At 62.1% G+C, this 11,590-nt stretch carries 12 protein-coding genes and 1 pseudogene; 11 read left to right on the forward strand and 2 right to left on the reverse strand.

Features of this window, described 5'->3' with window-relative positions:
- Window positions 1-52 precede the first annotated feature (52 nt).
- The 3 genes and pseudogenes from J2S73_RS09770 to J2S73_RS09780 form a co-directional block, all read left to right on the forward strand.
- Complete coding sequence (locus tag J2S73_RS09770; RefSeq protein WP_306885331.1) at window positions 53-583, forward strand: contact-dependent growth inhibition system immunity protein; 531 nt, start codon at window positions 53-55, stop codon at window positions 581-583.
- 136 nt (window positions 584-719) lie between these two features.
- Window positions 720-1,211 (forward strand): contact-dependent growth inhibition system immunity protein, encoded by a 492-nt coding sequence (locus J2S73_RS09775; RefSeq protein ID WP_306885332.1) that lies wholly within the window; start codon window positions 720-722, stop codon window positions 1,209-1,211.
- 209 nt (window positions 1,212-1,420) lie between these two features.
- Window positions 1,421-1,840 (forward strand): annotated as a pseudogene (locus J2S73_RS09780) (contact-dependent growth inhibition system immunity protein); the annotation flags it as partial.
- Window positions 1,841-2,019: 179 nt separating this feature from the next.
- Here the strand turns inward: J2S73_RS09780 and J2S73_RS09785 are convergent.
- Window positions 2,020-3,162, reverse strand: coding sequence for a tyrosine-type recombinase/integrase (locus J2S73_RS09785; protein WP_306885334.1), 1,143 nt, complete (start codon window positions 3,160-3,162; stop codon window positions 2,020-2,022).
- A gap of 161 nt (window positions 3,163-3,323) precedes the next feature.
- Between J2S73_RS09785 and J2S73_RS09790 the strand changes: the two genes are divergently transcribed.
- From J2S73_RS09790 to J2S73_RS09825, 8 genes are all read left to right on the forward strand, one after another.
- Window positions 3,324-3,545 carry a MerR family transcriptional regulator gene (locus J2S73_RS09790; protein ID WP_306885335.1) on the forward strand — a complete coding sequence of 74 codons (222 nt, stop codon included), beginning with the start codon at window positions 3,324-3,326 and terminating at the stop codon, window positions 3,543-3,545.
- Between the two features lie 99 nt (window positions 3,546-3,644).
- On the forward strand, window positions 3,645-4,847 hold the full coding sequence (locus J2S73_RS09795; RefSeq protein ID WP_306885336.1) for a hypothetical protein: 1,203 nt from the start codon (window positions 3,645-3,647) through the stop codon (window positions 4,845-4,847).
- A gap of 823 nt (window positions 4,848-5,670) precedes the next feature.
- Window positions 5,671-6,114: a MerR family transcriptional regulator gene (locus tag J2S73_RS09800; protein ID WP_306885337.1), complete on the forward strand. Its 444-nt coding sequence runs from the start codon at window positions 5,671-5,673 to the stop codon at window positions 6,112-6,114.
- Window positions 6,107-7,489 (forward strand): phage portal protein, encoded by a 1,383-nt coding sequence (locus tag J2S73_RS09805; RefSeq protein WP_306885338.1) that lies wholly within the window; start codon window positions 6,107-6,109, stop codon window positions 7,487-7,489. The genes J2S73_RS09800 and J2S73_RS09805 overlap by 8 nt, the downstream gene beginning before the upstream one ends.
- A gap of 15 nt (window positions 7,490-7,504) precedes the next feature.
- Window positions 7,505-9,301 carry a prohead protease/major capsid protein fusion protein gene (locus J2S73_RS09810; RefSeq protein WP_306885339.1) on the forward strand — a complete coding sequence of 599 codons (1,797 nt, stop codon included), beginning with the start codon at window positions 7,505-7,507 and terminating at the stop codon, window positions 9,299-9,301.
- Complete coding sequence (locus tag J2S73_RS09815; RefSeq protein ID WP_306885340.1) at window positions 9,301-9,522, forward strand: phage head-tail joining protein; 222 nt, start codon at window positions 9,301-9,303, stop codon at window positions 9,520-9,522. The genes J2S73_RS09810 and J2S73_RS09815 overlap by 1 nt, the downstream gene beginning before the upstream one ends.
- Window positions 9,523-9,840: a DUF2190 family protein gene (locus tag J2S73_RS09820; protein WP_306885341.1), complete on the forward strand. Its 318-nt coding sequence runs from the start codon at window positions 9,523-9,525 to the stop codon at window positions 9,838-9,840.
- A gap of 693 nt (window positions 9,841-10,533) precedes the next feature.
- On the forward strand, window positions 10,534-10,977 hold the full coding sequence (locus J2S73_RS09825; RefSeq protein ID WP_306885342.1) for a hypothetical protein: 444 nt from the start codon (window positions 10,534-10,536) through the stop codon (window positions 10,975-10,977).
- Window positions 10,978-11,033: 56 nt separating this feature from the next.
- Here J2S73_RS09825 and J2S73_RS09830 read toward each other — a convergent pair whose 3' ends face one another.
- On the reverse strand, window positions 11,034-11,540 hold the full coding sequence (locus J2S73_RS09830) for a hypothetical protein (RefSeq protein ID WP_306885343.1): 507 nt from the start codon (window positions 11,538-11,540) through the stop codon (window positions 11,034-11,036).
- Window positions 11,541-11,590 lie beyond the last annotated feature (50 nt).

Consider the following 11,590-nt stretch of genomic DNA (forward strand, 5'->3'; position numbering starts at 1 on the left):
CCCGGGCCTATGCCGAAAGCCTGGGCATCGAGATGGAGGTGACGTTCGTCCGATGACGTTGCGCAAGCCGGTCAACCCGCCTCTTCGGAGAGAATACAAAGCGGCCGCCATTACCGCCTTCAAGAAATTCTATCGGATTCACTCGTGGGCAGTGTGGGGGGCACATATGCTCGACCCCGATGGAATAGATGCCGACCATCCGCCGGATCTGGACGATTCGAGCCTCGGCGCCGCGGCGCGGGAAGCGCTGCTGGCGAGCCGCTTCATCGGCCCGGATCACCCGGACCGGGAGCGAATCGATGCGTATTGGAAAAACCTGTCCAACAAGGAGCTTCTCGATCGGTTCAAGGCGCGGGCCGGGGTGAAGACGCACAGCGCGCTCTACACCGGCGTCGGCGAAGTGCGCCTCATCTTGGAGGATGGCATCATCAGCCTGAGGCCGTTGAGATATGAGGGCCGGGGTGGGTTCGGCCACCTAAGGGGCGCCAAGACCGTGGAGCTTCCCGAAACCGTCTCGGACGAGGAGCTGGGGGCCGCCATCCGCCACCTGGTCGATGTCAGCCGCCGGCCCTGGCGATACTGAGCGGGCAGTCCGGGACGATGGGCCGAGCTGGCGCGATCAACCGCGCCCGGGCCTATGCCGAAAGCCTGGGCATCGAGATGGAGGTGACGTTCGTCCGATGACAGATTGAAGTCAGCACAGCGCGCCGCCCCCCGAAGTGAGCAAAGAAGCCTGCGTCACCGCCTTTACGAAGTTCTACCGGATCCATTCGTGGGCCGTGTTCGGGGCCTCGAAACTGGATCCGGACGGCATCGATGCCGATCACCCGCCGGACCTGGACGATGCGGCTCTCGGGGCGGTTGCGCGGGAAGCGCTGCTGGCCAGCCGCTTCATCGGCCCCGATCATCCCGACTGGGACCGGGTTCATGCGTTCTGGAGCCGCGAGAACAGCGAACGGCTGCTCGAACGGCTCAAGGCCCGGGCCGGTGTGAAGACGCATGGGGCGCTCTACAGCGGAGTCGGCGAAGTGGGCCTCATACTCAAGAATGGCATCATTAACTTGAGACCGAAGAGGTACGAGGGTCGGGGCGGGTTTGGACCGCTCAGGGGCGACCATACGGTGGAGCTTCCCGAAACCGTCTCGGACGAGGAACTGGGGGCCGCCATCCGCCACCTGGTCGACGTCAGCCGCCGGCCCTGGCGATACTGAGTGGGCGATTGCGAAACCGTCGGGCGGACTGACGAACTTAATCGAGCCTGGGCTTATGCCGAGGGTCTCGGCATCGAGATGGAGGTCACGTCCGTCAGATGACGTTGCGCAAGCCGGTCAACCCGCCTCTTCGTAAAGAATACAAAGCGGCCGCCATTACCGCCTTCAAGAAATTCTATCGGATTCATTCTTAGGCCGTCTACGGAGCCGGTATGCTCGATCCCGATGGGATCGATGGTGATCATCCGCCGGATCTGGACGACTTGGCTCTGGGGGCCGTTGCGCGCGAAGCGCTGCTGGCCAGCCGATTCATTGGTCCGGATCACCCGGACCGGGATCGGGTCGACGCATATTCGAAGAACCTATCGGACAAGGAACTTCTGGATCGGTTCAAGGCACGGGCTGGGGTGAAGACGCACGGCGCGCTCTACAGCGGCGTCGGCGAAGTGGGCCTCCTCTTGAAGGATGGCATCATCAGCCTGCGGCCGCTGAGGTATGAGGGCCGTGGCGGGTTTGGACCGCTCAGGGGCGACCATACGGTGGAGCTTCCCGAAACCGTCTCGGACGAGGAGCTGGGGGCCGCCATCCGCCACTTGGTCGATGTCAGCCGCCGGCCCTGGCGATACTGAACGGGCGGGCGGGGGGTATCCAAAGATAGGGTTCAAGCGGTGGTAGCGGAGGAGGGACTTGAACCCCCGACACGCGGATTATGATTCCGCTTAGTGTCTATATAAGACGTTGATATTGTTTATATAATGGAATCCGTGTTGCAATTTTGTTGCGTCGACGGTTTGCGAATGAGTTGAAATCAATCGGAAAGCAGCCGGTCCTCCAGCGCCTTCATGGCGCCCCTGTCATCGTCAGGCGAAGGGAAGAGGTACCCGTAGGTATCGAACGTCATTTGGATAGATGAGTGCCCCATAAGGGCCTGCACGCGCTTGGGCGGGAAGCCCTGCTCGATGAACAGTGCAGCGGCCGCATGACGTAGTGCGTGCAGGCCGTAGCGCGCGCGTGGAACCTTGGTGGTGTGGCCGTTCTGGTCGGTGTCGTCGACCAGGTCGAATACACCGGCTGCGATCTGGATTGGCCAGAAGACGCGGCTCAGTATGTTCCGGTGGCTTTCGATGTTCCCGGCGCCGTTGGGGAACACGAGGCCGAGGTCGCCCTTGGGGCAATCGTCGCGCCATCCTTCCAGTAGCGATACGACGGTCGGCGTGAGCGGGATGTCCCGGTAGCCGGCGGCGGACTTGGGTGGGCCGATGACCCCATAGGTGTCGGCCCTTCGCGCTACAGTGAGGGTGCCCGCCTTCAAGTCGATGTCGCGCCATTGAAGACCGCGCAGCTCTGAAGAGCGAAGCCCGGTAAAGGTCGCGGTGTAGATGATGGGGCGGTGTTTGCCGATTGCCGCCTTCAGGATCGCTCGGATCTCATCCTTGGTCGGCATTTCAAGACGGGCAGTATCGCGCTTGGGCATTCGGATGCGGACATCGCGCACCGGGTTCGTCGCCGCTAGTCCGAGGCGCTGGGCTTCTGCAATGGCCCGGCCGAGCGAGCCGACAACGCGTTTCGTCATGGCGCGCGAGCGCGTCTTGGCCAGATCGTCGGCAAAGGCTTGCACGGCCGGGCCGTTGAGTCGGGACAGCTTAGTCGCGCCGATGTTAGGCACGATGTGTATGGCTACATGCTGGCGATAGGCGGCAATCGTGGAGCGCTCCAGGCCATCAGCTTCAGCGCGTTCCAGCCAGCGCTCACATGCTTCGGACACTGTTACCGAGGCGGAGTCGGCTACGTGCGTGCCCCTTGCGACCTCGCCGCCGACCTTGACGAGGTGGGCGTCGGCGTCCCGCTTCAAGCGGAACTGCTTTGATCGGCGCTTGCCGGCGCCATCGCGATAGTCGACCTGCCAAACAGTGTTTCCGGAGGGGAGGGATCGTTTTCTAACCGTGGCCATCTGCCATGGTTATTCGAGACTCGGAATCGTTGCAACACACCCGTCAGAATCTTAACGGGGTTGACTTTTTCATCAATTTATGTTACGGGAATCACAATACGGCAAAATCAAATCTACCTGACTCGATCCAAACATGTCAAGCGCTTTTTTGAGGGGGACCCATGCAGCATGCAAACGACAACCGGCCACTCGCCGACGACCTTTTGAAGGGCGCTGACGAAATCGCCAGCTTCACAGGATTTGATCGTCGTTCGATCTATTACTTCGCAGCAAAGGGTGGCTTGCCCGTCTTCCGCGTCGGTTCCCTGATCTGCGCGCGGAAATCAACCATGCTCGCCTGGGTTTCTGGGCAAGAGGAGGCGGCTGTTCGGGTGGCTTCCTAAGGTCCGATTAGGCGAAGCTGGCCAGCCCCAAAAAAGCCCGCGACCGAAACATCGGCGCGGGCAAAATTTTGCAAATCACATGCTGGAATGTAAGATAAGATGACTCAAAAGTCAAGTGCAGATCCACCTAAAAAGGTTTTTCTGGAGCCGGAAAGTTTAGCGCTAAAGTTCATGTTGCTGTCCCGCCTGCCTTTTGATCGACGGGCGGGTCGTAAGCATTCCCTGGTGTACGGATTTATACTTGACTATTTCCATTCAGGGTATGGTGACGCGCTTGCAAGTGTTCGCCATATCGTTGCGTGTCTGAAGGAGCGCGATCCGTTCGGAAGGGGGCTCTATATCGGGGACGTCCACAGTGCCTTGGCTGACCTGGTGGAGTGGGGCTACCTCACCCAGCAGAAGGGCAGCGGCCGGGCTGCGAGCCGCTACGTTCCGGTCTGGGGCGACGTTCCTAGTGTTCGGGGGGATCAGAACTCTACGGGTGGGGAAATTTGCATTCGGGGATATCCGAACACAACTGTTCGGGCTGCCCCGAACACTACAGCCACTAGCGTTCGTGAATCCCCGAACAAAGACCCCCTTACTGTGACCCGGTCACTAGACCCGGGTACACAGGAAGGGGGACCAGACCCCGCGGCGGCTTCGCCCACCACCGCGCCGGGCGCCTTGGCGGCGCCGGCGGGTGATGAAGCCGCGGGGGATAGCTTCGAAGCGGTCTGGCGCGCCTATGGGTACCGGCAGGATAAGGCGAAAGCCCGGGCTGCCTACGTCAAAATGAATCCGTCTCCGGATCTCCATGATGCCATGGTTACCGCCGCCAAGGCATGGCGGGAAGATTCTGAGTCAAAGGGCACGGTCCGCAAGCGGCTGGACAAATGGATTGCCGAGGAACTGTACGACTGCGACCCGCCAACCGGCTATCGCCCTAAGGCCGGCAAGCCCACACCAGCACCGGCACCGGCCAACGACAATGCTGTCGCCGCAGAACCGGCGGTGACGCCCCCCAGCATCCCGCGTGGAAGCCATAGGGCTACTGTCGCAGACGCGTGCATCCACAGCGAAGGGGGCAGTAAAATGCTACGTCTGACTTTCGAAATCGGGGGCGAGCACTATCGCCACGAGATCGCGGTCGAGTCCCCATCCTCATCTATCCAGGACGACGGGCAGCGGGAGCTTGACCTGGTTTGCTATGCAGTCGGACTTGGCGAGGTCTCAGATGAGAGCCAGCTTGTCGGGGTACCCTTCATCCTGACTGTGTCTGCGTCAGGGGCGTTCCGATATGCGCGGGCTGAAGCGGCATAAGCCCCACCCACGGCCTCCGACCGCGAAATCGCGCGAAGGGCTTCGTTCACAGGCTTTATCACGAGCAGGTATCTGTTCACGGTGAACAGATGGCAAAGCCGCAGATACGGACGGCCGAAAGGAACGGCACCACCTACACCATCGACACCACCAACATAGGCCGGCGCGCAACCACGCCCGTGGTGTTCGAACCGGAACCCGCGCCCGAACCGGCAAATGATAACGGGGTGGGGGCAATGCGGCAGCGTGGTGCATGCACAGATCGGGCCGCCAAGGGGTATTAGTAAGGGGCCGTGTTGCCGGTCATGACTAGATCCCGGCGCCACGGGGTAATAGTATGGGGCCTGAAAAACGACCGAGTGCGCTGTTGGTTTAAACCAGTTTGCCGCGCCATGGGGTATAAGTAAGGGCCATGCGATGTTGGGTATACCGAGATCGCTGTGCCGCGGGGTATTATTGAGGGCCGCGTAACGTTGGCGTACGCCAGATCGGGCTGCCACGGGGTAATAGTATAGGGGCGGCAAACCTGTAGTGCCGCCCTGGCCGCGTAGGCTTGGTGTACACCAGATCACCGCGTCACGGGGTAATAGTATAGGGCCTCGATGCTTCGGCTGCGATAGCGCCACAGCGAACCCCGGCCTAGGAAACCCATTCAGATCAGAATTCACCAGATCGCGCGCTGGTAGTCCTCCGGCACGCGATCGCCCGTTGATCGCGCCACGGGGTCGCCGAACCGGGCGTTATTTCGAAGTCGCTGCACCACAGGTGCGGCGGCTTTTTTTGTGCAGTCCTAAGTCTCGTAACAACTTACAAGGAAAATGTTATGCCGCATCAAGCGTCATCGCCGCCGGATGCGGCGTTGCCCGTTCCTGCGTGGTGGAATGACCATGTCTTCACGCTTCGTGAAGTCGCGTCGATTGTCGATGCGCCGCCAGATACTGTGTACCACTGGTTGGACGTGGCCGATTTGCAGGGATTCCCGACCGGAAAGAAGCGCGGCCACCGTTCGGAATACACCGCGCACCACATTTACACTGTAGCACTGCTTGCCTACCTGCGCGGGGCCGGTATTCGTTGCCCCAATAAACTGATCCGGTCGGCATTCGAATTCACCCACGCCGCCGGCGAACCGCGCGCGCCTGGTGAAGTGGAAGAATGGCGCCCGATCGCCGGGAACGGCGTGAAGCTGGCCGTCGAAGCCTGGCTCGTATTCGTCGCGGTCCGCCACATGTGCGAACCCCACTTCCAGGGCGACACACATGTTTGACCGGCTGCGCAAGATCCTCGAACGCCGCAGTTATGACGCCGCACAGGGCGGCCGCCGGTGGCGGGGGCAGCCATCCATGCCGGCGCCGGTCACGGAAACCCACGCGGCGCGATTCACGCTTGCAGCCCGGGCGCGGTATGCGGTTTCGAACAACCCCCTTGCCGCATCCGGTTTGGAGGCCTGGGTCAACAGCCTGGTGGGCGTCGGTGTGAAGCCACAGTCACGACATCCGGACCCGGCAACGCGTGATCTCCTTTCGACCCGCTTTGAGCGCTGGACGGACACCGCCGATGCCGACGGGCTGACCGACTTTTACGGACTCCAGGCCAGTCTGGTCCGTTCCATGATCGTAGTGGGGGAAGCGTTCACCGTGCTCGTCACCGAAGGCGGGCGGCTCCGCGTTCGCCAGATCGACCCGGACCAGGTTGACGCGTCCCACAACGTCCGCCTCGCGAACGGCGCGCAGATCGTCCAGGGCGTTGAATTCGACACGGTCGGTAGGCGCGTTGCCTATCATGTCTTTACCGAGCGGCCCGGCCAGATCTTCGGCGAACATTCGCTTCGGCGCGAACGCATCCCGGCTGAGGACGTGGTTCACCTCTTCCGGCCTTTGTGGCCCGGGCAGGTTCGGGGGCTTTCGTGGTTCGCGCCCATCCTTCTTCGGATGGCCGATCACGATTCGACCCGCGATGCGCAACAGGTCCGTCAGAAGGTCGGGGCGATGCTGACTGGGTTCGTTCGAAGCGCGGACGGTGGCGGCCAACCCTTCGACGGTGAACAGGTCGGCGGCGCGATCACCGGTGGGCTGGAGCCCGGAACCATCAAGTACCTTGCCCCGGGTGAAGAGGTCGTGTTTTCGAACCCGCCGGCCATCGGGATGGACGCGGTTGCGTTCATGCGGTTGACCGAGCGCGAGATCGCGGTCGGGCTTGGCGTGCCGCCGTATCTGCTTCACGGCGATCTAAGCGACGTGAACTTTTCGTCCATTCGGGCCGGCCTGATCGCCTTCCGGGAACGTGTGGAGGCGCTCCAGCACAGCGTGCTGGTCTACCAGGCGCTCCGCCCGATCTATGAACGCTGGGCGACCTTGGAGGCGTTGACCGGCCGGGTTGTTTCCCGCGTGGAAGACGCCACGCCGGCCGTCTGGGTGACGCCCCGTCAGGTTTGGGTCGACCCGCTCAAGGATACGCAGGCTGAAATCCTGGCGATCAGCGCCGGCCTGAAATCGCGTCGCGAAGCCGTGGCGTCGCGCGGTGTCGATATTGAAGCCCTGGATGCGGAAATCGCCACCGACAAGGCGCGTGCGGATGGCCTTGGCCTGACCTTCGCGCCTGCGAACGACAACGCGCCGGCCGTCGCAGACGACGCGGCTTAATCATCGGAGACAGCAATGCCAGAACCGAACGGCCCGTTCACGCGGGCCGGCCCCTTAAACGCGTCTAGCTGGTCAGAGGACGACTGGACTTTCGACCTCGTCCTCTCCACCGGCGCTGCGCGCACCATGTCAGACAGCCGCGGCCAGTTCGTGGAAGTGCTCGACCTATCCGGCGCCACCTGGCCGGACCAGATCCCGCTACTTGACAGCCACAACCGGTCCTCGATCGACGACCAAATCGGCCTCGTCACCGACATCCGGCTTGAAGCCGGCCAGCTCGTCGGAACCGCCCGGCTATCCCGCCATTCCGAACGCGCCAAGCGCGTCGCCGCGGAAATCGCCGGCGGTCAGCGGTGGGGCGTGTCGGTTGGCTACGCGGTTCAGAAATGGGCCGAAACCAAGCCGGCCGGCCAGCGCACCCTGACAGCAACCAAACTCACCATCCTTGAGGCGTCGCTGGTTTCTGTGCCGGCCGACCCCGCAGCTACGACCAGGAATCAAATGCCCACCACTGACACCCACACCACCGAAACGATCACTACCGAAGCCCCGGCCGCGACCCGTGCCGAAGTGAATGCGCACATCCGTTCGACGGCGGCTAAGTGTGGCCTCGATCAGGCTTGGGTCGACGCGCAGATCGACGCCGAGCCTGACGTCGCCACGGTGAACGCGGCCGCGCTCGAAGCTATGACCGCGCGTAGCACCGCCACGGCTGGCATCCGCACCACCACCGCGACGGTGGGTACGGACCATACTGACCCGGAAAGCATCCGCGGCGCTATGGCCAACGCCCTCGCGCATCGTCTCGCCCCCGGCGCTGTGAAGCTCGAAGGACGGGCGACCGAATACCGTGGCCACCGGGTTCTTGACATGGTGGGCGACCTAGCCGTGGCCAACGGCGAACGCGTCAACCTTCGCGACAGCGAAGCCCTTCTGCAGCGGGCCGTGGGCGCTCATTCCACGTCCGACTTTCCGCTCCTGCTTGCCGATGCGGCGAACAAGGCGCTCCTGGCGCAGTACAGCATCGCCGCCCCGACCTACCGAATGTGGGCGGCGCGGAAGCCGTTCACCGACTTTCGGGAGCACAGCTTCTTGCGGGTTGGCGACGTTCCGGCCTTCAAGGAAATCCACGAAGGCGGGGAAACCAAGTACGGCACCATCAGCGAGAACGCCGAGAAGGTCAGTGCCAAGGAGTACGGCACGGGCCTCGCGATTGGCCGCCGTGCGCTGATCAACGACGACCTTAGCGCGCTTGCGGACTTCTCGTCCGGTATCGCCATTCGCGCCGCGAACGACGAGAACAGGCTTGCCTATGGCGTGCTGTCGACCAACGCTGCGCTGTCGGACAGCACGGCTCTGTTCCATGCGAACCACGGCAACCTGGCGGCCTCGGGTGGTGCGATCGACGCGGCAACTGTCGGCGCTGCCGTCGCCGCACTGCGTGCTCAGACCAGCCTGGACGGGATGCCGCTGAACCTTCAGCCGGCTTACCTGGTGGTCGGGCCTGCAAATGAAGTGAAGGCCCGCCAAATCCTCGCCGCCGTCACCGCCACGAAGGCGACCGACGTGAATGTCTGGTCCGGTTTTGCCGAGCTTGTCGTAGACGCCAACATCACCGGCACTGATTGGTATGTCTTCGCCGCACCGGCCGCCGCGCCCGTCGTCGTCTACGGGTACGTTGGTGGGTCGGAAGGCCCGCAGGTCCGGTCGGAGCGCGACTTCGATACGCAGGCTGTGAAGGTCGCTGCGTCGCTCGACTTCGCATGCGGCGCCATCGACTTCCGCGGCGCCTACCGCAACGCGGGCTCGTGATGACGCACGAAGAGCTATTGGCAAAGCGGGCGGCCCTGGTAGCCGCCCGTTCGGAAGGCGCGTTGCGGATCGTATTTCACAGCGGGGGCACGCGGCGCGAGGTCGAGTATCGCAGCTTCGGCGACATCCAAGCCGCAATCGACGCCATCGATCGGGACTTTGCCGCACAGACCGGCAGCCGTGTGACGACGTTCCTGCCGTCTTTTTCTAAGGGGTTTTAGATGCGCAATTATGTTCAGCCGGGTGACGTGATCACCGTCCCGGCATCGGCGGATATCGAGGCCGGCGATCTTGTCGTGATCGGTTCGCTTGTCGGTGTGGCCGCGGCGGATGCCAAGTCCGGCAACCACGTTTCGCTGAAGACGACCGGCATCTTCAATATGCCGAAGGTGAGCGCCCAGGCGTGGACCATCGGCGCCCCGATCTATTGGGACGGTAGCGTTGCCACCACGGTCAGCACTGACAACGACCTGATCGGCGTTGCTGTAGCCGTGGCGGCCAACCCGTCGCCGTCCGGTCAGGTGCGTCTATCGTCGTGATAGCTGTCGCCGGCGGTGGCCGTATGCGCCGCCGCAAGCGTGCAGGCGCGTGACGGGTAGCCTAAGCTATTGACGCTAAAGGGAAAGGTACTTCCCGGCGCCAGCCCCAATGCGGGCAATAAAGCCCGGCGTTCCACGCGCTGCAGGATTTCCTATGGGATTTCCTTCCCAGCAACTGGCGCCGGAAACGAAACGGGGACCCGCCGAAACGAGCCCCCGTCCGTTGTCAAAGGAAGAGAACGAGGAGCGCACAAAGTCCATAAAGGACCTTCGCGACATCGACTCTGACCTCGACGGTGATCCGAAGGCGTGACCGCATCTGGTCTATCCTCCGGGTCCCGGCGCCGCAGACCCTAAAGGTTGCGGGTTATGGCCACGGACAAACGGTTTAACCGCCGTTCACCGCATGCTCGGCCCACATGAAACGGTCGGCCGAACCGGTTCATGTAGTCCCTGCTTGGCGTTTCCCCGAAGCCACCGGCAGTCGCATGCCTATCCAGGCGGTGCCAATCCAGGTCGCGATGCGGGCGGGGCGAGGCAAGTAGGTTACGAACCATGAGAGCACGCGATTCCGAAAACGCGACGGGCATGCTGTCGATAGCCGCAGTCTAAAAATGCTGCGATTCGACATTGCTGGTCAAGACATTTGTTCTTGCTACGTTCATGGTCCCGGATCGAGCCCTGGAGGGTCTCATGAAGACGAAAGAACTTGCGGCGCTTCTGGGGCTCACCACGCGCCGAATAAACCAGCTTGCAGAGGAAGGTATTGCGGTTCGAGCCGCGCCAGGCACGTTTGATGGCCCGGCTACGGTGCAAGCCTACATTGCCCACGTCAGCGGTAAGGCGGAGGGCCAGGCCGCTCTTCTGGAGCTGGACAAGGAACGTGCCCGGCTTGCGAAAGAACAGGCCGATGGCCACGCGTTGAAGAACCAAGCGCTCCGCGGCAAGCTGGTGGACGCTGAAGAAACCGTCCGCGCCTGGTCCGACACCTTGCGCCGCGTTCGGGCGGGCATGCTTGCCGTTCCTTCCCGTGTCCGGTCCCGAAACCCGGCGCTCACCGCGGCGGACGTGGAGACCATCGACCGGGAAATCCGAGATGCGCTGGAAGAGCTTTCTGCCATATCCGCAATCGACTGACGCGATTATTACTTGTCGCGCGTCAGTATTTTGCTAGCGCGCTGAAAATGGGCGGGCTAAAAACGAATAGTTACTTCGACATCATCTGCACTGACACCGTGTTCTGCGGCGAACGCAGCCTTAAGCTGGGCAGCGGAGCATCTAGTTATGCTGACTTCATCTGGCATTGCCGGTGTAACAGCGTTTGGCTTCGGCATGGGAAGCCAATTCAATTTGGCTTCTTCAATCCCCAAATCCGCAAGGCGATCTACGTACCAAACGGGATTGCGGGCTCCCGGCCATATGACCGGTTGCGGATCGAGAAGGGCATAATCGCTCATCTGCACGATGTAGCGGTCCGGTCTTTCCGGCGAGGGCTCAACCGCGCTTATCTTCCCAACCAGAAAGGCAGCTCCGTGCTCCTCTGGTCCAGCTCCGTCATGGAAGCGATTGCGCGTGCAGACGATATGCGTACATCGCCGCGCGTTTGCGGCATTGAGAGCCCAGGCTTGGGAACCGCCCTCCCTAAGGAGCATCTCAATCGGTCGAAATGTGAACACAGTGAGAACGCGGGGGTTGTCCATGAGTGCCTCCATATTATTCCTTAAACCATAGCATAAATTTATGCATAAAT

The sequence above is a fragment of the Amorphus orientalis genome (assembly GCF_030814015.1).
Lineage (GTDB): Bacteria > Pseudomonadota > Alphaproteobacteria > Rhizobiales > Amorphaceae > Amorphus > Amorphus orientalis.